Genomic DNA, 23,092 nt, shown 5'->3' on the forward strand with positions numbered 1-23,092 from the left:
GTACGGAATATGAACTGGATGGAAAAAGAACTTGCGTTATTGGCTGATGCCTCCAATGAACGTTACTTGCGTGATAGTGCCGCTGTTCCAGATTCTCCTGGGTATACGTGGAGAGGAGACCGAGTCCTACTCAACCTGGCCTCCAATGACTACCTGGGACTTGCTCGACATCCCGCTATCATCGATACAATTCGCGAGGCGCTTCTTACCGAAGGAGGAGGCTCGGGCGCATCTCGTCTTGTTACTGGGAATCGACCACCTTATGGCCGTCTGGAAGAAGCGCTGGCCACTTGGCAACATAGTGAAGCTGCACTTGTTTTTGCCAATGGATATATGGCTAATTCTGGTGTCATTCGTGCACTCGTGGGCCGGGATGGTGTCGTTTTTAGTGATCAATTAAACCATGCCAGCATCGTGGACGGTATTGTGCTGAGCCGTGCGGAACATGCCCGGTATCGACATCATGATATGGAACATCTGAAGCTATTATTGAACAAACATCGGGATAAACGACGTAAGCTGATTGTCACGGATGCCGTCTTTTCAATGGATGGTGATCAAGCACACTTGGAAGAGCTCGTTGCGCTCAAACAAGAATACGGGGCAATGCTGATGGTGGATGAGGCGCACAGCGGGGGCATCTACGGGAAACGGGGTGAAGGACTTTGCTTTAAGCTTGGTCTGCATCATGATGTGGATGTGCATATGGGGACGTTTAGCAAATCATTCGGTTTATATGGAGCTTATATCTGCGGCAGCCGAACATTAATCCGCTTTCTCGTTAACAAAGCAAGACCACTTATCTATTCAACGGCATTGCCGCCTTCTCTCGTAGCTGGTATATCAACAGCGTTAACTTTGGTACAAGAGGATCATTGGCGCCGCGAACGCCTCAACTCGGCAAGTCCATTATTTCGTTCTTCGCTTAGTGATGCCGGATTTAACGTTGGGACCGGGGACTCTCCTATTGTGCCGATAATTGTCGGTGATAACGAAAGGGCTCTTCGTTTCAGTGAGGCACTTGAAGCAGGCGGTATTGCTGGGATCGCCATCCGACCGCCTACTGTTCCTGATGGCACAGCGCGAATCCGCTTCTCCTTATCAGCCGACCATACCCCTAAAGAACTGAACGATGCCAGCGCACGAATCTGTAAAATCGGACTGCAGTTAGGAGTGCTGAGCTCATGAATGCCTTGGATAATAATCCGCTACAAATTGAGCAAGAGAAAAATGGAACTATATTATGGTTAACGGGATGGAGCATGCCTGATGCGGTGTTTGACCGTCTTCGCCTGTTATTGCCTGATTTTCGTCATATGTCTGTGGATTATAGTGCTGCGGATTCTCCTGAGGAAATGCTGAGCATAACTGAAACAGCAGTTACGGACATGTTATGTATTGAAGGATCAGCTTGCAGGGAGAGAGCGTCCCACGGTCCGCTTTTGATATCAGGTTGGTCGCTCGGAGGTTTACTGGCGCTCAGACTAGCGGCTAAAGGATACGTGGATGGCCTTGTGCTGTTCGGTGCAACGGCTCGTTTTACCCGCTCAAAGGAAGAGTTTGACCGCGGCTTGGCAGATGCATACGTTAGGCAGATGATCAAAGGGATTTTAAAGGATCAACACGCAGTTGAAGCCAATTTTCGAAAGATTATGTTTACGGAGCAAGAACGGAAAGCAGGTCTTGCTGAATGTCTACCTCATACGGGTAGCTGGACAACGCAAGCACTACTGGCAGGTCTTCAGCTTTTGAGAAGCGAGGAATGTTTGTCTCAATTGCCCAATATCGATTGTCCGGTTCTTCTTATTCATGGGACTGAGGATAGGATATGTCCTTACGGTGCTGGATTGGAGCTTACAGCTCATTTACCTCAAGCAGAGTTAATTACATTAACAGGCTGCGGGCATGCACCCTTTTTGGGAAAAGAAGTACACATCGCTGATGAATGGAGGAAATGGTGGCATGACCATTGGAAGAAGTAGTGTTGTTCAACGCCAATTTAATCGTAGTGCCACTTCTTATGATGCACATGCTCATATTCAGCGTTCTATGGCTGATCAGCTAGCAAGATCCCTCGCTGAATGGAAGAACAAAGGGTTCTTAAGTGATCCGAGCATTCTCGAAATCGGTTGTGGCACAGGGGCTTTGACTCAAATCCTAGTAAATGAATGGCCTAGTGCGAATATTACTGCACTTGATATTGCACCCGAGATGATCGAAGTGGCTTCAAAACGGTTCCGATCAGCACAGCATCCAGGTGAAGGGGATTGTACAACGGATCGTTTGCGTTTTCTTCAAGCGGATATTGAGACATGGGCCGTAAATGCATCGGAGTGCTCCGTGGATATCATCGTCTCCAACGCCTGTTTTCAATGGCTAAGTTCGCCGCAAGAAACACTGAGTCATCTGAGGCGAATGCTACGCCCCGGAGGTTTGCTCATATTTACGACCTTCGGGCCTGATACATTTCGTGAGATGCATGAGGCATTTGATGAAGTTTATCGTGCCAACGGGATGGAACCACAGCGACATGGACTTTCGTTTCATTCACCTGTTCAATGGGAAATCATGCTTCAGGAATCCGGATATTCTAGTTTCCATTGTGAGCGTTCGATTCATATGGAAAAGTATGCTTCGGCAAGAGATTTTCTGTATTCGGTTAAAGGAATGGGAGCCAGCACTTCAGAAGCAGCAACGATTCCTGGGTACAGTTTACGACGTTTATTCACCAACATGTATAAGCAGTACGAGGATAAGTTCAGCATACAGGGAGGAGTCTCTGCAACATATGATCTCCTGTTTATTCAATCCGTAGCTCCTTATTAACCCTTTACCTGAGAAGGAAGAATCAGATGAAGCTCCAGCAAAGACATCAGTTCTTCGACAATCTCCTGTGCCGGATAAGGCATGGAATTCATGATCCACCATTCCAGCAGCCCAGCGGCGGCAGAAGCCAGAAATTGTACAGTGATCTCCCGATTGATACCTTTGTGAATGCCGCACGCATCAACCTGCTCTTCCACTCCCTGAATCAGGATTTTCATCAGCCGGTTTCGAAAGGCAGGAATGCCTTTTTGGGTTAATAGCGTGGTATAAACAGGGGCGTGCTGCTCCAGATAACAGAAGGTTCGGAGCATCGCCTCCTTGACGGTCATGGGCGTTGTAGGACTCTCTACCATACAGCTCTCCACCAGCTGCTGCAAATACGTCTCAATGCTTTGATCCAGCAGATCGAACTTGTCCGTGTAGTGCAAATAGACGGTACCACGGTTCACATTGGCCCGATCAGCAATCTCATTAATCGTAATTTGCTCGAAATCCTGCTCTTCTAACAACCCGATAAAGGCATCGGTTATAGCTTTTCTTGTTTTGACCACTCGTCTGTCCATGGCTCCCCCTTTGATGTTTTCAACAATATGGATCCATTCGTTGATTATTCAACAATAACGGATATTTTAGCGATTGAAGCGTTGCAGATGCTTTGTTACTCTTATTTTATCAACAAATGTTGATAAAGCAACGAATATCCATAAAAATTTGAAATAGAGGGATAACTAATGAATATATTAGTGTATGGCGCAGGCGTTCTGGGCAGTCAGCTGGCGCAGATTCTGGTACGCGGAAGAAATGACGTCACCATTCTGGCTAGAGGGAAGCGGGCAGAGGAACTGGAGAGAGATGGTGTTGTCATTCGTCATGTGTTCCAGCTTAAAACGACCGTTGATCCGGTTCGGGTAACAAGAACGCTGGAAGAGAAAGATGAATATGATCTTATTTTCGTGGTTATGAAGTACAACGATTTTCCATCAGTACTGCCTATTTTGGCAGCCAATCATAGCAGGAACTTGGTGATCGTCGGTAACAATGCAGATGCACGAAGCATGCAAATCTTTTTGGAGGAAAACAGCAAGGTCGAAAAAAGGATAGCGTTTGGTTTCCAGGTCAGCGGTGGGCGGCGGCAAGAAGACCGGATGTTATCCATTGGTGGAGCAAGCGGGCAAATGGTGATTGGTGGACTGGACGGTGAGATTGCCTTTAAATCGATACTGGATCAAGCTTTTGAGAAGACGAAATACAAGTTGAATTACCTGGACGATATCGATGCCTGGCTGAAAAGCCATATTGTGCCCATTCTGATGCTTAATGCGGTGAGCTTTAATGAGAAGCGTGAGATGATCAAGCTGGACGGGAACAGGAAGCAACTCCAGCATATGATTGGGGCGATGAGTGAGGGCTTTAGCGTGCTTGAGGCTATGGGTATAACGATTATACCGGAGATTCAGGCCAAACTGATTCGCAAACATCAACGGATGTTTTACCTTCTACTGAAGATGTATAGTATGCTTCCGATCTATAAACTGGTTGCGGGTTCCTTTGGAGAGATCGAGGCGTTAAATAATGCATTTACCGATTGGAAAAAGGCTACCCGCACGCCCACTCCTCATTGGGATGTGCTCAAAAAAGAATATTCTAATCTCAAATGAGATGACTATTGCTCAAAGTCCCGATCCCGACTACAATTAAGCCAACTAATAAAATGGGGATAAGGAGATATGCAGATGCGGGAAGTGCCTATGCGCTATGTCAAAGCGAACCAGATCGGGATTGTGCTATTTGTTGTCCTGTCATTTCTGTTCAATCAACCGTTAATTCTGGGAGCGTTATGGATCATTCAAGTTGTCGGTTTGGCATCCGGAGGCAAGCTTAATCCGTTTGTGCAGATTGGGAAGGCCGTGTTAACGGGAAAAGGGACAGAGACACAGACACAGGCAGTGGAACTGCAACGCTTCAACAATGTTCTGGCCGTATTGTTTCTTACGCTGGCACTTGTCTCATTCGGCCTTGGTTGGCAGGTAGCAGGTTATATTTTCTCGTCGATGCTTCTCCTCGCTGCAAGTGCCGCATTGCTCGGTTACTGTGTGGGCTGCACCGTATATTTTTGGTATAAACAGCTCCGTGCTGGCAGAAAGATTGGCTTCTAAACTATATGTAGTTGCAAAAACAATCCCCTCCAAGTTCTGTGTCCACTTGAAGGGGATTTTACTTTTTTTATCTGAACCAGGCCTTGTTTAAATTGTTTGTAAAATTGCTGTCGTTCAACGGAACATTAGCACTGCCAAAATCGGTCGTATTCAGCGCATCGCGTGCCGCAGACGTCAGATCATCCCAGCCGATCAAAGGCTGCATTCCACCGACGGTTCCAGTAACGCCAAGCTCATGGTTTAGAGGCCAAGTACTGTTGTAACTAATCAAAGGATTCGTACCGTTCAGGTTCGTGTTACTTGGTGCAACATTCGTGAACTGCCCATGTCCTGAATAGGCGATGGAGAGGATTTGAGGATTTTGTGCTGCGGGATTGTCTACCCATACAACGATACCTTCCCAGTCATGACGATGGCCGAGACCGGAGGAAGGGGAGTCTTTCGGGAAATACCATGCGTACATAATAGCCCATACGCCATTATGCCATGCCGAACGGGAGTACACTTGCCCTCTGCTTGAGCTGCAATTTCCATTAGGGGAACCGGAGGTTTGCAAGCCTGCATTGGTATTGCCCTGTTGATCCACAGCGGGGAATGGAACACATCCATGGTAGACTTTTAAGTAGGGTTGGAAACGCTTGGCTGTTATTTGCGTCACTGTGACGGGAGTTACTTCCTGGAATCCGACAACCTGATCATGGTTAATGACTGCCGCTTCAACGTCTGTGACAAAGGGTATACAGGCCAAGAGCGAAACCATAAGCAATAATACGAGTTTTTTCATTCGGTGATCTCCTTCATGGGTATGATATTGGAATGTGTTGAGGATGCACTAAGACTATATTGGAAAAGGTTTTACTTTATTTGTAATCTCGTTCTGGTTTTTGTAAATTTTCTGCAGGATATGTTGTCCTCATGATTTGAGAGGGTATTAGACTATTTCCGGCCCAAGCGGGCAGAATGGTGATGGATGGTTATAAATGACAGGAAATCCATAGGATTAGATTCAAGAGGAGTGCTAGAGGTTTATTTTGTAAAGGATAGACAAGTTCGGAAGTGAACAGAGAGCATGCTCGTCATTGCTGGAGTGGGATAATTCTTTAGGTTTTATCGTTATTGTTATCCAGATGTAAAATTTCGTTATAATCGATATGAAAATAATTACTTATGTATCACAGGCTAGGACATCTTCACATTTGATGATATGATAGTACATAAAGGCTTTGGAATGAGACGGAATTCCTTATGCATATATATAAGTAGAGAAAAGTGTTGGGGCAGGATTAACGGACGTGAGTCATTGTGTAAAATGATGCCCGACTACGGTCACTCTCAGATAGTAAGAATATGAGGTCGTTCAGACTCATGGATAATGTGGAATAGGTGGCGTATGAGATGAAAAAAGCTCGCTTGATATATAATCCGACTTCAGGCCGGGAAGAAATGAAGAAACGTCTGGCTGATATTTTGCAGCGTTTGGATCAAGGTGGTATCGAAGCCTCGTGTCACGCAACAACGGGTGAGGGAGATGCAACCCGAGAAGCGGAGCTGGCGATTGAACGGGGATATGACATGATTATTGCCGCTGGCGGCGACGGTACATTGTATGAAGTCATCAACGGCATGGCCGAGCGGGAGAATCGTCCTCCGCTAGGTGTATTCCCTTTGGGAACAACCAATGATTTTGCGCGTGCGCTCGGTATTCCAAGACAGTGGGAAGATTACGTCGATCTGGTCATTAACCAGCAGCTTCGTCCGCTCGATCTGGGCAAGGCAAATGATAAATATTTTATTAATATTGCAGGCGGGGGTTCGTTAACCGAGCTGACGTATGAGGTGCCAAGCCGTCTGAAAACGATGATTGGGCAACTGGCCTACTATATGAAGGGTATTGAGAAAATGGCGAGCCTATCTCCGCAGGAGTTGGTTATCCGTGCTGCGGGTCAGGAAGAAATTCATGATGAATTCATGCTGTTCCTCATTGCCAATACAAACTCTGTCGGGGGCTTCGAGAAGCTGGCTCCAGGTGCCACCATTGATGATGGTCTGTTCGATGTGATCGGTGTCCGCAAATGTAATCTGGCTGACATGATTCGCCTCGTAACCCTTGCGCTGCGTGGTGAACATCTGAATGACAAGAAGGTCGTTCATTTCCAAACGGATTATATGGAAGTAACATCTCCGGGCTATGTGCAGTTGAACCTGGATGGCGAGTTGGGCGGCACATTGCCTGCGACATTCAAGAACCTGCGTCATCACCTGATGTTGTATCGTTAAGCGTAGTATGGATCGGGGAGAAAATGTGATTTCCTGTTGCCGTGGGCAGTGGGATCACGTATAATCTCATGGTGTCTGAAAATGAATGGAATCTCCCTTGAACAAGGGATGAACATATATGAAGAAAGAAGTGAATGTACGTTGTCTAATACGAACCGCAGCGGTCGTGGAAAAAACCGCCGGAATTCGGCTGCCTCACAGGGGCAAGGGAATGCTTCAGCATCCCGCCAGCCGAGCAAATCATCTCGTCCATCCACACGTCAGCAAGGGAAAGAGGTGCGGCCACAAGGCGCATCTCTTTCTGCCGTTCGTCCGAAGGGACGGGAACGTGAACCTGCACCAATCGAAGGAATTCCTGTAAGTAAAAATGAAGAGACCGTCATCGATATCATCGGTATGAACCATGACGGTGAAGGTGTCGGCCGTGCCAATGGATACACGCTGTTCGTGCAAGGTGCGCTTCCGGGCGAAACCGTGCGCGTAAGAGTGATGAAAACCAAGAAGCAGTACGGCTATGCCAAACTGCTGGAGATTGTGAAGGCCAGCCCGGATCGTGTATCCGCGCCTTGCCCGATCTACGATCAATGCGGCGGATGCCAGATCCAGCATATGAGCTACGCTGGACAGCTTGCGTGGAAACGCCAGCTGGTGGTGGACAATTTGCAGCGGATCGGTAAGCTGAATGTGTTGGTGGAGGATGATGAGCAGGCAATCCAAACTGAACAAACTTCTACTGAAGAACAAATGAACGGCAGCAATCGTATTCGCCTTCGCATGGAAGGTGTCATGATCGAAGATGACACAACGCAAGGTATCCGTGTACTGCCTACCATGGGTATGGACGAGCCATGGCGCTATCGCAACAAGGCACAGGTGCCTATCGGTGCAGCCGAGGGCGGCTTGGTGGGTGGTTTTTACGCCAAAGGAAGCCATCGGATCATTGATATGGACACCTGCCTGATTCAGCATGAGCATAACGATGAAGTGGTCGCCAAGGTCAAGGAGATCGGTAGCCATTTCGGGATAAGTGCTTACAACGAAGAGACAGGTCGCGGACTTCTACGTCATGTGGTTGTGAAGAAGGCTTTCCGTACTGGTGAGATGATGCTCGTTCTCGTCACGAATGGCCGAGACATTCCGTACAAAGACGAATGGATTGGTAGTATCCGTGAAGCGATTCCGCATGTAGCGAGTATCTGCCAGAACGTGAACAAGAAACAGACCAACGTCATTTTTGGCGATGAGACCCGCGTCCTCTGGGGCCGTGATGTAATTTATGATTATATCGGGGATGTGCAGTTTGCCATCTCGGCACGTTCGTTCTACCAGGTGAATCCGGTGCAGACGGAAGTGCTATATGGGAAAACGGTAGAGTACGCAGGACTGAGCGGTAAAGAGACGGTAATTGACGCCTATTGCGGCATCGGAACAATCTCTCTTTTCCTCGCGCAACATGCGGATCAGGTGTACGGGGTAGAGATTGTACCTGAAGCGATTGAAGATGCTCGCAGCAATGCGCTGCTGAACGAGATGAAGAACGTGAAGTTCGAAGTTGGTGCTTCCGAAGATGTCATTCCACGCTGGAAAGAACAAGGCATCGAGGCCGACGTCATCGTCGTCGATCCACCACGGAAGGGCTGCGATCCACGTTTGCTGGATACGATTCTGGAGATGAAGCCGGAGCGCGTGGTGTACGTGAGCTGTAATCCGAGCACGTTGGCACGTGATCTGCGTGTGCTAGAGGATGGCGGGTATCGCACGGTTGAGGTAACACCGGTGGACATGTTCCCGCATACGGTGCATGTGGAGAGTGTAGCGATGTTGGTTAGGGTGTAGTGTTTTGAAGCTACATTTACCTGTTTTAATATAGCTAATTTGCCCGAGGCTTCTAAAGCTCGGGCTATAATTGTTTTAACCGAAGTCATTCATTCAGCGAAGGGTATTTGATGAGGCTTCCGTTCGACGGATGATAGTTTTATATAATCATTAGTAGAGTTGATCTTGGTCTGAACAATATGAAGTTTTCCAGTTTATCCGTTTTCGATACTTGTGTGTTGTTCAGTGTTTTCTAATGCCGAGGTAAGACGTGGCAAAGGTATACCTAACTTTTTGGCTTCTCTCACAACTTCAAGTACTGCAAAATTGGATGTACTATTATTGTATTCAATGAAAAGTCGTGGTAAGCTGCCCTTTGCAAAAATGACCTTGTTAAACAGCGTGCCGATAAGTGCCGGTGGGATCTTGGTCAACAGTAGAGTAATCGCGTCCATCTTTGCGCCTCTTGCTTTAAGAACAGGCTTCATTTCCCGCATACTCTTGCCGACATTTGTGAATGAGTCACTATGATTCAAGATTGCTGGGAAACTTCCCCGTTTTAACACCTCGGTCTCCATCGCCGCATTCATGGCATAGTGATTCCATAACCAGCTTTGCATATCCTTGATCCAATTGATTTTAAAATGGGCGCCTTCAAATAGTTCTCTGACCTTGTTGTTTATCTGTTCCGTGCCTACCCGTGGTTTTTCCAGAAATATCATTTTTAAAAAGCCGCCCCTAAGCTTATTGTCCTCAATGCCGCCTCCTGCTCCTGGGAACCCAAAGACAACATTGTTCATAGACAGGGGCAAGATTGATGATTTTAAATCCTTCCAAATATTATTGAATATTAGGATAGGGGTGTTACCCGCAGTAGTCGAAAGTAATTTTGCTGCTTCGGGAAGTTGCTCTGTGTTGACACTCGCAATAATGAGATCGTAATTTGGGCTTATCTCCTCATGCAGCTTGGTTTTCCAGCTTTCTTGGATGAATTGTTTCCCTTTTCGTGCGTCCCACATTTCAAGCGCTATATGACTTCCGAACTTTTCTTTTCTCCCTTTTCTAACGTAAAACTCAACGGTATGCCCTGCCTTCTCTAAAGCCCAAGCGTATTGGGTCGATATTACACCTCTACCGAAAAATAAAATTCTCATCTTAGCCTCCTAATATCCATATTCATCCTTGTTAATGATCCAACAACGTGTTGTATAATGTTATTGTATAGATTCACTATACGGTCATCAACCATCAGATTTTTAATATCTGTCGTATAATCACTTGAACAGAAAATGGAGGTCAATAATGAATAAACAACCTGAAATTACGGAAAAAACAAGGCAGACATTTATAAATGTATTCTGTGATTTATATTGCCGAAAACCAATCGAAAAGATATCCATTCAAGAGATTGCTAACCAATCAGGATATAATCGGAGTACATTTTATCAATACTTTACAGATATATATGATCTGTTGGACTGCGTTGAAGAGAGGATTTTGAAATCCATTAAGGAGGAAATGGCAGGCAGAGAGTTTTCTACACATACTATCCAAGATGCACTTCAATGCTTGGAAAATGCAGAGGAAATTTCAGTTCTTAAAGCTATATTGGGCGACTATGGTTCTGTTCATTTTGTGGAACGCTTGAAAAGAGAAATTCCCTTTGAGCGATTGATTGTGGATTTTCCAACAGATGATGTCTTGGCACCGTATATCATCGAGTTTTACATATCAACATTAATATCTATGTTTCGCCTTTGGATACACAGAGACAAAGATCTATCGTCGGAAGAATTGATCAAGCTGATCGATAGTCTATTTTCAAAGGGGATAACACCGTATCATATCTTTGGCACGGTCAATCCGCAGCGTTCTGGAGTGTAGCGATGATGGTTAGAAAGCTAAACATAAACAGAAGGGGTTCGAGAATTTATACATAATTCTCGAACCCCTTCTTGTCTTTGTTTCAATATCATCCATTAATTATAGTAGTCTAATACACATGCACACCCGCACCAAGTACGGATTTGTTTTGTACGGAATTACCGGATAGATATACCTTTTGCAGATCAGGCAGCTGGCTTAGGGTCTCTATATTGGAAATGGCATTGTTCTCGAGATGAAGATTTTCTATGGCCTTCCAGTTACTCATAAATTTGAGAGAAGCCAAATTGCTGTCTTGCAGAGTGAAGGAACGTAGAGCGGTCATTTTGGCAAAGTAAGGCATCATTTGGTCAACCTCAGTAACAGAGGTGTTGTTTATGCTGAAATATGGCTGCTCTAAGGTCAAATGTTCAAGCACGCTGTTCTCCGCGGCCGCCTTTTGTTCAAAGTTCAGCCTACACTCGGAGCACACCAAAGATTTCACCTGCTTCAAACGAAATAAAGCATCGCTCTCCTTATATAGTGAAGAGTCGTAAATGTTCAGAGTCTCTAAACGAGGCAAAGCGTCCAGGGCGCCAAGATGGGTTATTTCACTGATCTCCCAAAGGGAGAGTTGCTCCAGTTTCGGGAATTTCCCCAGCGTAGCCAAGTTTAATTCCCCGCTTCCGCCCTGGAGCGTCAGGCTGGTTGCGGCGGGCGCCTTTAGCCCCGGGAGAAAGGAGCCTGGGACTTCCACCCGCACTACATTTGGCAATGTCAGCGCTTCTGCTTTCTCGTAGTAACCGGACAACGTTAATTCCCGCAGTGAAGACAGACTGTTTATGGTCTTTACCGAGCCAAGCTGACTTAGAGAAGCCAGGCGTAGTTTAGTAATGGAGGCCTTGCCGGCCAAGCGCTCCAGGCTAGAAAAGTTTACGTTTTCGAGATCAAGCGTTTGTAGAGCAGGCATATTTTGTACAAAGTCGATGGACTTTACATTCGTTAAGAAGGACAGCCGAAGCTCCTGAAGCTGGGTCAAGGCGTATAGCGGCTGTAGGTCTGTGGCTTCACTGTAATTGATGGACAGGGAGGTCAGCCCGGTCATGGACGACAACCATCCGAGTTCATCGACAAAGGTGAGCGACAGGGACTTGAGCGGCAGCTTGTTCAATAGAAAGAAATCCGTTACGGATTCATCCACATAGGTAATGGATAACGAGCTCAGATTAGGAAATTCCAGCAGCATAGCCAATTCCTGATTGCTGCGAAGCTGAGTGGAAATTTCCGTAATTTTAGACTTGTCGCCAAAGTAGCCCGAAAATGTACTAAAGGATTCGTTAAAAGCGCCTCCATAACTTTTTAATCCGGGCATATGGGCCAAAGTGGTTTGGTCCGTCTGGGAGATTTCATAGGTATTCGTCAGGTCCAATGCCGTCAGTCCCTTAAAAGCTTCAAAATCTCGCTGATCGATCTCCTGGCTATTCAGTTTCTTGTCCTGAGTAATATAAGTGATCTTCTCGGCCTGTTCATCGCTGAAGGGATCAGAGAGGCTATATGTAAACTTCCACTGATCATTCTCCGAATGCTCTACGGTTAAATAGCGAAGACGAGCCAGTTCCTCCTCTGTCGGCAAGGCGGACCCTTTATCGAAGATATCTCGCAAAAATGAGAGCAAAACCTCGCTTTCAGGCATCTTTCGCACAGGCAGATTAGCTTCTGTTTTTGGATAGGTGGAGCTGTTGCTATAATAAAAATACGTACCGATGGCGCCAGTTAGGACTAACATCAGTATCAGCATTAGCTTTACGGAGACGGTCTGCTTCAGCGGTGCTTTAGGGGGCGTTCCGTGGTAATGATTAATGGTCTGGTCTACGTAATAGACATGATTTTGCTTCAATAAAAGCTCTGTTTCACAATAGGGACACTTTAAAATCTCACCTTCTTTGTATTCAATTCTTCCGTTGCAATTGGGACAGTTTAACGGGATAAACGCCACGAATGTCCCCTCCTTCATTATGATGGTCATAAGATCATGCTGAACGGTCATCTGACTTCATTATACCTTGTGAATTTACGTTTGATGAGAGAAAGAAGTTTCACATAGCGAAGGAGCAGGGAAATCCTGCTCCTTTTTGATCTTTTTAAGTATGGCTGGTGGTAAGCATTATTAAGAGGGGATCTGTTGTGGTGCTGCGACGAATTTATCTGCCGCGGCCTGATCATCGGAACGAAGAGCATGACCATACCCGTATCAGACTTGGTAGAGTTCTGTAAAAAACTAAGATTCCCCTTTAATTTGGAGTAAGATTTCTCTTTCATGAAGTGGTATTATCTGGGGTGAAAGGAGGCTGGTCACAACAATTTATGTAAGCGCTTTATATGTTTGGTGAAAAATTTGATGTGGGGGGAATGCTTCGAATGAGGAAATCACTAAAGCAGGTCGTTTCCGGGTTACTCGTAGCGGCTTTGCTTCTTCCGGGCGGCTTGATAGCTCCGACAGTTAACGCTGCAGATCTAGTGGCAACTAATTCACAAATTGTGTATCAGGAAACATTCCAGAATGGTCAAGGCAAGGCAACTCAATCAGGCGGTGCCCAGCTGGACGCTGTAACAGGCAAGCCGTTTGAAGGCAATGATGATGGAGCGGCTCTACATGTTAGTAACCGATCTAATAACTGGGATGGCGTGGACCTCGCTTTTGATGACCTTGGTTTGTCAGTTGGCAAAGAGTATTCTGTAACCGCTTCCGTATATGTCGATACTGATGCTAACCCACCTGCAGACGGGAAAGCCGTTCTGGAAATTGTAAGCAATAAGGGCGTTGATGGATCTGAGGCATACACTGGAATTAGCTCTGCTGACTTTAAAGCAGGACAAGGCATTACACTATCCGCCGATCTCTCCGTTAACAGTGTGGAGAATACAGCTCTGCGAATCAAGTCTGATGAAGCAGGTAAGGGTGTCTCTTTCTATATCGGGAATATCACGATCACCCAGACAGTAACACCCGTCGAACCCACGGTAGTCCTTAACCAAAGCTTTGAAGACGGGAATACCGGTGGATGGGGCAAACTGGGTTGGGGATCGAATGGGGACACTACGGTCGTTAACGACGTAGCCTCCGAAGGCACGAAATCTCTGAAATTCTTCAACCGGGCCGATGAGAAAGCCGTCCCTGCTCTCGTACTTACAGGCAAGATGAAATCCGACCATAAGTATGATATTTCCCTCAAGGTTAAACTCAGTTCAGGTGAAGACCAGTTCCATTTGGCTTCCAAGATAGATTCTGAAATATTGTCGGGAGACCAGAAGTATCCTTGGATTATAGGCAACAAGCTATTAACCGCTTCTGACTGGACACTCTTAGAAACCAAAGGCTACGAAATCCCTTCTAAAACGAATGAGGTCATCATCTATGTTGAACCATCAGACAATACGTTAACCTCGGATATTTACATTGATGAAGTCATTATCACCGATGTAACTCCTGATCAAACTGCACCGGAAATTGTAGATAAAACGGGCATCTCTGCCGATTTTGAGAATGGCCTGAATGGATTCAAAGCACGGAACGGCCGTGAAACGGTAGCACTTTCCGAAGACGATAATCATACATCTGGCGGCAAACAAAGCTTGCTTGTGACAACTACGACACAATATGATGCAGCCTTGGTTAACGCTGATGGCAAAATGGCAAAGAATCACGAATATGAGCTGTCTGCTTGGGTGAAAATGGCACCTGGACAAGAACCCACAACACTTCGTATAAGTGCTCAATATGCGGACAGCGGCTTTGCGAACGTGTCTCCAAATGCAACCGTTACAGATCAAGAATGGGTACACTTAACGGGTAAGTATACGCTCACCACTACTCCAAGCGTACTTAATGCTTATATTGAAACAGCAAACAATGACGGCGGCAACCGTACCTTCTACTTGGATGACTTTGCTCTAAAATATCTGGGACCTGTAACTGCCGCACCTCCGATTCAAGAAAACCTTCCTAACCTCAAGGATATTTACAAGAATGATTTTCTGATCGGGAACATTGTTAATCCGGCTACCTTTGACGAGACTCGACTCAAGCTTCTGACGAAACATCACAATGTCGTTACGTTTGAGAATGACATGAAGCCGGACTATGCATATGACGCGAACAGACAATTTGATTTCACTGCAGAAGATGCTCTTGTTCAAAAAGTAAAGGATGCAGGCCTTGATTTGCATGGTCACGTGCTCGTATGGCATGCGCAGTCTCCAACATGGCTTCATACGGCGGAGAGTGGTAAACCATTGAGCCGTGAAGAAGCTCTGACGAATCTAAAAACACATGTTAAAACGGTCGTTAAGCACTTTGGTGACCAAGTTATTTCCTGGGATGTTGTCAATGAAGCGATGAACGATAACCCGGCTAATCCGGAAGACTGGAAAAATGCATTGCGTAATTCTGGCTGGTTACAAGCCATCGGCCCTGAATTTATTGAGGAGGCTTTCCTTGCGGCCAAACAAGTCATTGACGATAACGGCTGGGATATCAAGCTTTACTACAATGACTACAACGATGACAATCAGAACAAATCTACAGCCATCTACAGCATGGTTAAAGAGATCAACGAGAAGTACGCCGCCAATCACCCTGGCGAGAAACTGATTGACGGCATCGGCATGCAAGCCCACTACAATTTGGGCACGAGATTGGACAATGTCAAGATGTCGCTCGAACGTTTCATTTCTTTGGGAGTAGAAGTCAGTGTCACCGAGTTGGACATTATGGCAGGTACCAATTCTACAATTACTGAAAAAGAAGCAAAGCAGCAGGCCTATCTGTATGCCCAATTGATGGATCTGTATAAGAAGAACAGCGAGCATATTCCGCGTGTCACCTTCTGGGGATTAAATGACAGCACCAGCTGGAGAGCCGAGCAGAATCCAACCTTGTTCGATAAGAATTTTCAAGCAAAAGAGTCGTTCTACGCGGTAGTTGATCCGCAAAAGTATATGGCGGAAAATCCGCCTGAAGAGCTTGAATACAAGCGCTCAAGCGCTTATTATGGGACACCAGCTATTGATGGCTCTGTAGACAGTGTATGGAGCAAAGCTCCTGAAATGAAACTGGATACGAAGCAAATGGCATGGTCAGGTGCGACAGGAACGGCAAAAGCACTGTGGGATGACGACAATCTGTATGTATTGGTTCAAGTCAGAGATGATCAACTGAACAAGTCCAACCCGAATGTATGGGAGCAGGATTCCGTTGAAGTATTCGTCGATGAAAACAACGGGAAAACAGCTAACTTCCAAGACGATGATGGACAATACAGAGTGAACTTTGAGAACGCAGCTTCCTTTAATCCTGCGGAAATCGCTGCAGGCTTCGAATCCAAAGTCTCTGTTTCCAGTACCAACTACACGGTTGAAATGAAGATTCCGTTCAAGAAGGTTAAGCCTGCGAACAATGCCAAAATTGGCTTTGATGCGCAGATCAATGATGCCAAAGACGGCAACAGAATCAGCGTGAATGCATGGAACGATCCATCCGGTCAAGGTTACCAGGATACTTCCGTATTCGGTGAATTGACGCTCACGGGTAAACCATCTTCTGGCGGAAACAATGGCGGAGGAAACAACAGCGGGGGGAACAATGGTGGTAGCAGTGGCGGATCAAATTCCGGGACTACTCCGCAGCCACAACCTCAACCACAGCTTCCAGGCAGCGATTCGGCGATTGTGCCGGTAATTAAAGTCGAAAATGGAACGGCCACAGCAACCATTTCAAGCGACAGCCTGAATAAAGCGACTGAAAAAGCTTCTCCAGGTGCAAATGGCAAGAAGCAGGTTACCATCGAAGTGCCGAAGCAAGCAAATGTACAATCCTATGTTGTGAAATTGCCGACTTCCAGCCTGCAAAGCAACAATAATGTTGAGTTTGTGCTTAAGATGGAGAATGCAACAATTCAAATTCCGTCCAATATGCTTTCTAATATTACGGAGCAAGCGGATCAAGTCTCTATTCTGATTAACAAAGTCTCGGCAGATCGTCTGAGCGCAGATGTTCGCGCTATTGTGGGCAGCCGTCCGGTGATCGATCTAAGTGTAAAAGCTGGTGACCGTCACCTTGCCTGGAACAATCCAGCGGCACCTGTAACGGTATCTGTTCCGTACACGCCTGCTGCACAGGAGCTTGTCAATGCACATCAGATCGTGATTCTTTACATTGACAATCAAGGGCATGCAACAGCTGTGCCAAGCGGACGCTATGATACTAAATCCGGTTCAATGGTGTTCAAAACAACTCATTTCAGCACGTATGCTGTAGCCTACGTAACCAAGACTTTTGCCGATGTGCAAAATGTCCTGTGGGCAAAACAAGCAGTCGAAGCGCTGGCTGCGCGCGATATTATTAAAGGAATCTCTGATGACAGCTTCGCTCCTGCAGCTTCTATCACGAGAGCCGACTTTATCACCTTGCTTGTAAGAGCACTTGAATTGAAGGGTGCGGGAACGAACACGGTAGCCTTCAGCGATGTAAAGCCAACTGCTTACTATGCACAGGCCGTGACTATTGCGAAAGAACTGGGGATTGCCTCTGGATTTGAAGAAAACACGTTCAAACCAAGCAGCAGCATTTCCCGTCAAGACATGATGGTTCTTACGGCGAAAGCCCTGAAAGCAGCAGGTAAGCAATCTGCCGGCAACGGGAATCTGGCTCCTTATTCGGATGCTGCAAGTATTTCCACTTACGCGGTGGATAGTGTAACTTCCCTTGTAGGAAGTGGAATCGTAAACGGCAAAGATGGCAAAATCGCACCAGCCGAACCATTGACCCGTGCTGAAGCAGCGATGGTTCTCTACCGGATCTGGGAAATGTAAAGTTTAATCAAACCAGTTAATAAAAAAGACTACCCCCGTATAATCCAGACGGGGGTAGTTCTACTATTTCATATTGAAGTAAAAAAGGCTCGGCCATCACTCTGCAGAAAAATGAACAACTGCACTATATAACATCTTGTTGCGAAACGGGTCGAACGTGACTTGATGCTGAACCTGCTTGACCCGGAGCAGCAATGCCTTGTTCATTCCGATTCGGTCTTCGATCGCCCGTTCCAGTTCATTGAAGTCATAAGCCTGCAAGCATTCGACTTTGTCTTTGATAATATCGAGTGAAATTTCCATGTTTGTTTCAGGCCTCCTCCATGTCACGATTTGCAGGTACAAAAGCCTGCCGAACTTTTATTGTAGAGGAGCTTGTCCGGTTCGGCAAGAGCGAACAAAGCGAATCATTAGAACGATGGAGGCGGTCTGATTTCTTTTCTAGGGGAGTCAAAAAGAGTAGGGGAAGTACGCTTCAAATAATCACTAATAAACTCGTGCTGAAAATCAACTAAAGACGTGGTAAAATTGGTGGAGTAATAAATGGAGAAAAGGGAAACACGGACCCATACGGCCATTAGCAAAGGGGGGCATCGCCCCTCTTTTTTATGCGAGTCTATTGAAGGGTACGCTTCTCTTGGGGGTAGGATATATTCATCTTGATGTGATTAACAGATACTGATGTTTGAACGAAGTTACATTTGCATGGTATGAGTGAAGAAGAAGCAAGGACATCAAAATGTAAATTGCAACGAATCTGCTAATGTAAATGATACGATTGCAGATGTATGGCTTACGATTTTACATTAATGAGGACAAAGGTTGTCCTGGTATATATAGAGGAGTTTCTAATATGAAAGAAAATTTTTGGTGTGATTTGCCACGACCGTTTTTTATACTGGCACCCATGGAAGATGTGACGGACGTAGTGTTTCGGCATGTCGTTAGTGAGGCGGGCAGACCGGATGTGTTTTTTACGGAGTTTGCGAATACAGAGAGTTATTGTCACCCGGAGGGGAACAAAAGTGTCCGCGGGCGTTTGACGTTTACAGAAGATGAACAGCCGATTGTGGCACATATTTGGGGAGACAAGCCGGAGTTCTTCCGCGAGATGAGCATCGGCATGGCAAAAGAGGGTTTCAAAGGCATCGACATTAATATGGGTTGTCCTGTAGCCAATGTGGCAGAGAATGGGAAGGGGAGCGGTCTGATCTGCCGTCCTGCCCTTGCAGCGGAAATCATTCAGGCGGCTAAAGCCGGAGGACTGCCCGTAAGTGTAAAAACAAGGCTTGGGTTCACCGAGGTGGACGAATGGCGCGACTGGTTAACTCATATTTTGCAGCAGGACATTGTAAATTTATCCATTCACCTGCGGACAAGAGAAGAGATGAGCAAAGTCGATGCGCACTGGGAGCTGATCCCGGAGATCAAGAAACTTCGGGACGAGATTGCACCGAATACGCTGCTAACCATTAATGGAGATATTCCTGACCGTGCGACCGGACTCAAACTCGCCGAGCAGTACGGTGTGGATGGCATTATGATTGGACGCGGCATTTTCCAGAATCCGTTTGCTTTTGAAAAGGACCCAAGGGAGCATACCACGGAGGAGTACCTTCATCTTCTGCGACTGCACCTAGATCTGCATGATCAGTATTCAGATCTTGAACCGCGTTCGTTCAGCCCGCTGGCCCGCTTTTTCAAAATCTACGTCCGTGGATTCCGCGGGGCAAGTGAGCTGAGAAATAGCTTGATGAACGCCAAAACAACGACTAGAGTAAGGGAATTGCTCGATGAATTTGGTAGCAAGGATTATGATGGGGTAGAGGAAAATGAATAGAATACAGGAGGTCATATGTCCTGGAGTAAATTGAAGCAGCAACTGGAGAGTTTCCTTAGTCCCACGTTAGTTGGAACCGTCGAATACCGGGCAACCAGCTACCGTTATTTACCTGATAAATCAGGCGATTGTTATATTACTGTAGATAAAAAGAATGTACTCAACATGAGTGATACAACAACCCCAATCCGATGGTATCAGACGGAGCAGGAGATCAAGAACGACCCGGAGATCATGATTCCTGTGAGCCATGAAGAGATTGAAGCCGTCAGAAAAGAAACCAAAGGGACCGTTCCAGAGGATCGTCTTCAAGTCATAGCAAGAAGCAGAAAAAGCTCAGGGCATGCCAAAGAGCTCCTTTCTGCGCAGGCCGTATTAAGTAAATCGAATTTTACTATTGTAGCGACTACGTTTTTATCTACTTCGATAGAGGATAATCTGGAGAGCAACGATATCTTGTTGAATATTCTGGCTTTGATAGACAGACGAGTGGGCAAAAAACGAATTCTAAATATGTCTGAGCAGATAAAGTTAAAGCATCCAGCTGTGCAGTATTTTTATGAGTTGCGGCGTAGAACGTTGTGAAAATTAATAAATATCAATGACGGGGCACCCTTTATCGAGGGTGGTCCTACTGAACATTAGCTTAACAAGAGAAGAGATGATCAAGTAGACTTCAACCTGTGCATGTTGAAAAGTCTACTTTTTTATTGTTCAATTTTTTTCTGCTATAGCTTTTAACTATAACTAGTTATGGCATTTAAGTATCTCAGCCAACCTCGTTCTGCATGATATGATAATGGTATACAACGAGGGGGTTTTTGACATGACTGATAAGTTCCAGATCGTAGGTAGTTTGTTGCGTCCTGATGAGCTGCTGACATATAAAACGCAAATTGAACATCGTGATGATATCAAATATCCATTCTATGAAAGTTTTGAAGGTTATGAAAAATGCGAGACTGAGGCCATCAAACAAGTGGTGAAAAAAGAAATCGAGCATGACCTGTCGATTATTACAGATGGAGAGTTCTCCAAATCGATGTGGCATCTGGATTTTGTGTGGGGCTTTGGTGGAGTTGAGCGTTATATTGCAGACCATGGCTATTTTTTCCGTGATGTGGATGGCTCTTCAAAATATGAAACACGTAAAGATATTGGGCTGCGCATAACTGGCGAATTGAGCGGTAAAAATCATCATTTCATTCAACTGTTCAAACAACTGCAAGACACGGCGGGTGACCAGCAAACGAAACTTTGCGTTCCGTCCCCATCCCATATTTTTGGTGAACTCTCCTGGTCCGATAATATCGGCGGTACGGACGCTGTTTATCAGAATATTCAGGAGCTCAAAGCGGGTCTTGTGAAAGCATATAAGGAATTTGTTAAAGAATTCGCTGCGGTAGGCGGTAAAATCCTGCAAATGGATGACTGCTTGTGGGAGCTGTTTGCAGACGACAACCCGAACTCTCCGTTTACAGGGGAGCACATTAATCAAGAGGAAGTACAGGGTCTCGCTACCGAATTCATTGATATTAACAATACAGTGATTGACTTCGGTCATAGCCTGGGCTTGAAAATGTGGACACATAATTGCCGCGGCAATTATGATTCTCGCAACATGGGCGGTGGATCTTACGCGAAAATCGCTAACCTGTTCCTGAAGCAGTTGAAATATGATCGTTTCTTCCTGGAGTGGGATGATGATCGTGCGGGTTCTATCGAAGCCCTGGAGGTTTTCAAGGACAGACCTGAAACGGAAATCGTATTAGGCTTGTTGTCATCTAAGACCAATACACTTGATGATGAAGAGCGCGTAATCCGTCTGCTTGATGAAGCTTCCAAGATTATCGATAAGGATCGTCTGTTGCTTTCGCACCAATGCGGCTTTGCATCCTGCGATGGCGGTAACGAACTAAGCGAAGCTGAGCAATGGGCCAAAATCGTTCAAGGTCAAAAGATTGCCAAGCAATACTGGGAAAACTAATTTCGAATAGCAGCATCTTGAGCTAAAAGGGATGCCTCGTAGGGCCGTCAATGGACCTGCGAGGCATCTCTATTTTTTATACATCTTTTCTCCCCAAATTAACGTAGTTTCCTGTTCCGCAATTGTATTGCGCGATAAGTGGCTCTTTCTCAGATCGGTGATTAAGACACTGTAGGAGAGATAGGAGTTGTTAGCATCATTGGTGAGGTTGGAATGGGAGTGAATTTAGTGGAATCTGGATGTATAGCGTGACAACAGGCTGTGATACAATGAAAATGAAATTGTTGTACGGATCATCTTGGCAGTTGTATTCCCTCTAAACGACAAATTAGAAATGTATATATCCTATGAAAAAGGAGAGTTTTACACAATGAATTTGGAAGAGGTTATGCAGGAGCTTGAAGCGCTTGGGAAAGAACGAACAAAGAAAATATATATGTCCAATGGTGCTCAGGAACCGCTTTTTGGAGTAGCTACTGGAGCGATGAAACCAATCGCGAAGAAAATAAAAAAGGATCAGCCTTTGGCTGAGCTGCTTTACGCTACGGGAAACTATGATGCCATGTATTTTGCTGGTGTGATAGCCGATCCCCAAGCGATGACGGAAGCTGATTTTGACCGTTGGATTGATGCTGCTTATTTTTACATGATCTCTGACTTCATCGTATCCGTCACGCTGGCAGAGACAGATATTGCCCAAGCGGTTTCGGACAAGTGGATTGCGAGCGGGGATGAATTGAAAATGTCTGCAGGCTGGAGCTGTTATTGCTGGTTACTCGGTAGCCGACCGGATAGCGAATTCTCCGAAAATAAAATGATGGAGATGCTCGAACAGGTAAAAAAGACGATTCACGAATCTCCGGAACGAACGAAATATTCGATGAACAACTTCCTTTACACCGTCGCGACATCCTATCAACCGCTGCACGACCAGGCCGTGGAGACAGCCAAGGCCGTGGGACCTGTTGAAGTCGACAAGGACAAACCTAAGAGCAAGTTCCTGCAAGCTTCCGAAAATATTCAAAAGGCAGTGGAAAAAGGGCGAACTGGGTTCAAGCGTAAATATGTAAGGTGCTGACGCTTTCGCCTTATCGTCAGTTTTGGCATAGGGAACGTCCGAATCTGTGAATTGAAATCCACAATCACCATGTTATAATAAGGACAGAAACAGCTTATAATGCAAAGAGAGCCGTGCGCTAACACGACTCTCTGATGCAATAGCCGCTTTTAAGGGCGGTGGGCTTAACAAGCAGGGTACCGACCAAATAGACCGCATCCCTTAGCCAGAGGGCGGTCTATTTGTCTTTATTGGACAGCAGCGCTACAATCAGCAAACCGAAGGTAAGCATTAGCATAATTGCTTCAAATACTCTCACAAGGCATAACCTCCCTTCCGGGAGATTAGCCGACCGCCCATATAAGCCTTTCCATTGCTCTGTGAGTATACCATATTTTTCT

General features: G+C 45.9%; 19 protein-coding genes. 13 read left to right on the forward strand and 6 right to left on the reverse strand.

Features of this window, described 5'->3' with window-relative positions; all coding sequences use genetic code 11:
- Positions 1 to 9: 9 nt before the first annotated feature.
- The 3 genes from bioF to bioC are packed head-to-tail and all read left to right on the forward strand — an operon-like array spanning position 10 to position 2,826.
- Positions 10 to 1,188 carry an 8-amino-7-oxononanoate synthase gene (gene bioF, locus PTQ21_RS09055; protein ID WP_274569576.1) on the forward strand — a complete coding sequence of 393 codons (1,179 nt, stop codon included), beginning with the start codon at positions 10 to 12 and terminating at the stop codon, positions 1,186 to 1,188.
- Entirely contained in the window at positions 1,185 to 1,982 is a 798-nt protein-coding gene (locus PTQ21_RS09060) for an alpha/beta hydrolase (protein WP_274569577.1), read from the forward strand. Before bioF ends, PTQ21_RS09060 begins: the two co-directional genes overlap by 4 nt.
- Positions 1,963 to 2,826, forward strand: coding sequence for a malonyl-ACP O-methyltransferase BioC (gene bioC / locus PTQ21_RS09065; protein ID WP_063568194.1), 864 nt, complete (start codon positions 1,963 to 1,965; stop codon positions 2,824 to 2,826). Before PTQ21_RS09060 ends, bioC begins: the two co-directional genes overlap by 20 nt.
- On the opposite strand, the gene PTQ21_RS09070 is transcribed toward bioC, so the two are convergent.
- Positions 2,823 to 3,389 (reverse strand): TetR/AcrR family transcriptional regulator, encoded by a 567-nt coding sequence (locus PTQ21_RS09070; RefSeq protein ID WP_063568193.1) that lies wholly within the window; start codon positions 3,387 to 3,389, stop codon positions 2,823 to 2,825. The two genes, bioC and PTQ21_RS09070, sit on opposite strands and share 4 nt — an antisense overlap.
- Positions 3,390 to 3,557: 168 nt before the next feature.
- Here PTQ21_RS09070 and PTQ21_RS09075 point away from each other — a divergent pair, with 168 nt between their 5' ends.
- Both PTQ21_RS09075 and PTQ21_RS09080 read left to right on the forward strand, forming a co-directional pair.
- Positions 3,558 to 4,484, forward strand: a complete 927-nt coding sequence (locus PTQ21_RS09075; protein ID WP_274569578.1) for a ketopantoate reductase family protein — start codon at positions 3,558 to 3,560, stop codon at positions 4,482 to 4,484.
- 75 nt (positions 4,485 to 4,559) lie between these two features.
- Positions 4,560 to 4,982 carry a DUF4395 domain-containing protein gene (locus PTQ21_RS09080; RefSeq protein ID WP_274569579.1) on the forward strand — a complete coding sequence of 141 codons (423 nt, stop codon included), beginning with the start codon at positions 4,560 to 4,562 and terminating at the stop codon, positions 4,980 to 4,982.
- A gap of 67 nt (positions 4,983 to 5,049) precedes the next feature.
- Here the strand turns inward: PTQ21_RS09080 and PTQ21_RS09085 are convergent, their stop codons facing one another.
- Positions 5,050 to 5,766 (reverse strand): NPP1 family protein, encoded by a 717-nt coding sequence (locus PTQ21_RS09085; protein ID WP_090811776.1) that lies wholly within the window; start codon positions 5,764 to 5,766, stop codon positions 5,050 to 5,052.
- A 611-nt stretch (positions 5,767 to 6,377) separates the two neighbouring features.
- Between PTQ21_RS09085 and PTQ21_RS09090 the strand changes: the two genes are divergently transcribed.
- Together PTQ21_RS09090 and rlmD are read left to right on the forward strand one after the other, a co-directional pair.
- A complete protein-coding gene (locus PTQ21_RS09090; protein ID WP_063568189.1) occupies positions 6,378 to 7,259 on the forward strand; it encodes a diacylglycerol kinase in 882 nt (293 codons plus the stop codon).
- Between the two features lie 108 nt (positions 7,260 to 7,367).
- Positions 7,368 to 9,095 (forward strand): 23S rRNA (uracil(1939)-C(5))-methyltransferase RlmD, encoded by a 1,728-nt coding sequence (rlmD, locus tag PTQ21_RS09095; protein WP_420800376.1) that lies wholly within the window; start codon positions 7,368 to 7,370, stop codon positions 9,093 to 9,095.
- Between the two features lie 194 nt (positions 9,096 to 9,289).
- Here rlmD and PTQ21_RS09100 read toward each other — a convergent pair whose 3' ends face one another.
- Positions 9,290 to 10,228, reverse strand: coding sequence for a ketopantoate reductase family protein (locus PTQ21_RS09100; protein ID WP_274569582.1), 939 nt, complete (start codon positions 10,226 to 10,228; stop codon positions 9,290 to 9,292).
- 148 nt (positions 10,229 to 10,376) lie between these two features.
- Between PTQ21_RS09100 and PTQ21_RS09105 the strand changes: the two genes are divergently transcribed.
- Entirely contained in the window at positions 10,377 to 10,958 is a 582-nt protein-coding gene (locus tag PTQ21_RS09105) for a TetR/AcrR family transcriptional regulator (RefSeq protein WP_274569583.1), read from the forward strand.
- A 109-nt stretch (positions 10,959 to 11,067) separates the two neighbouring features.
- Here the strand turns inward: PTQ21_RS09105 and PTQ21_RS09110 are convergent, their stop codons facing one another.
- A complete protein-coding gene (locus PTQ21_RS09110; RefSeq protein WP_274569585.1) occupies positions 11,068 to 12,834 on the reverse strand; it encodes a leucine-rich repeat domain-containing protein in 1,767 nt (588 codons plus the stop codon).
- Positions 12,835 to 13,316: 482 nt separating this feature from the next.
- Between PTQ21_RS09110 and PTQ21_RS09115 the strand changes: the two genes are divergently transcribed.
- A complete protein-coding gene (locus PTQ21_RS09115) occupies positions 13,317 to 17,807 on the forward strand; it encodes an endo-1,4-beta-xylanase (RefSeq protein WP_274569586.1) in 4,491 nt (1,496 codons plus the stop codon).
- A gap of 96 nt (positions 17,808 to 17,903) precedes the next feature.
- Here the strand turns inward: PTQ21_RS09115 and PTQ21_RS09120 are convergent, their stop codons facing one another.
- On the reverse strand, positions 17,904 to 18,110 hold the full coding sequence (locus PTQ21_RS09120; protein WP_090811784.1) for a DUF2536 family protein: 207 nt from the start codon (positions 18,108 to 18,110) through the stop codon (positions 17,904 to 17,906).
- A 550-nt stretch (positions 18,111 to 18,660) separates the two neighbouring features.
- Here PTQ21_RS09120 and PTQ21_RS09125 point away from each other — a divergent pair.
- The 4 genes from PTQ21_RS09125 to PTQ21_RS09140 all read left to right on the forward strand — a co-directional run bounded on the left by PTQ21_RS09125 (position 18,661) and on the right by PTQ21_RS09140 (position 22,712).
- Complete coding sequence (locus PTQ21_RS09125) at positions 18,661 to 19,647, forward strand: tRNA dihydrouridine synthase (protein ID WP_274569587.1); 987 nt, start codon at positions 18,661 to 18,663, stop codon at positions 19,645 to 19,647.
- A gap of 15 nt (positions 19,648 to 19,662) precedes the next feature.
- Complete coding sequence (locus tag PTQ21_RS09130) at positions 19,663 to 20,232, forward strand: SF0329 family protein (RefSeq protein ID WP_274569588.1); 570 nt, start codon at positions 19,663 to 19,665, stop codon at positions 20,230 to 20,232.
- A gap of 241 nt (positions 20,233 to 20,473) precedes the next feature.
- Complete coding sequence (locus PTQ21_RS09135) at positions 20,474 to 21,634, forward strand: cobalamin-independent methionine synthase II family protein (RefSeq protein WP_274569589.1); 1,161 nt, start codon at positions 20,474 to 20,476, stop codon at positions 21,632 to 21,634.
- Positions 21,635 to 22,004: 370 nt separating this feature from the next.
- Positions 22,005 to 22,712: a DNA alkylation repair protein gene (locus tag PTQ21_RS09140; protein ID WP_274569590.1), complete on the forward strand. Its 708-nt coding sequence runs from the start codon at positions 22,005 to 22,007 to the stop codon at positions 22,710 to 22,712.
- Positions 22,713 to 22,929: 217 nt separating this feature from the next.
- Here the strand turns inward: PTQ21_RS09140 and PTQ21_RS31470 are convergent, their stop codons facing one another.
- Positions 22,930 to 22,989, reverse strand: coding sequence for a putative holin-like toxin (locus tag PTQ21_RS31470; RefSeq protein ID WP_420800377.1), 60 nt, complete (start codon positions 22,987 to 22,989; stop codon positions 22,930 to 22,932).
- Between the last annotated feature and the right edge of the window lie 103 nt (positions 22,990 to 23,092).

Origin of the sequence: Paenibacillus marchantiae (assembly GCF_028771845.1) — a bacterium.
GTDB lineage: Bacteria > Bacillota > Bacilli > Paenibacillales > Paenibacillaceae > Paenibacillus > Paenibacillus marchantiae.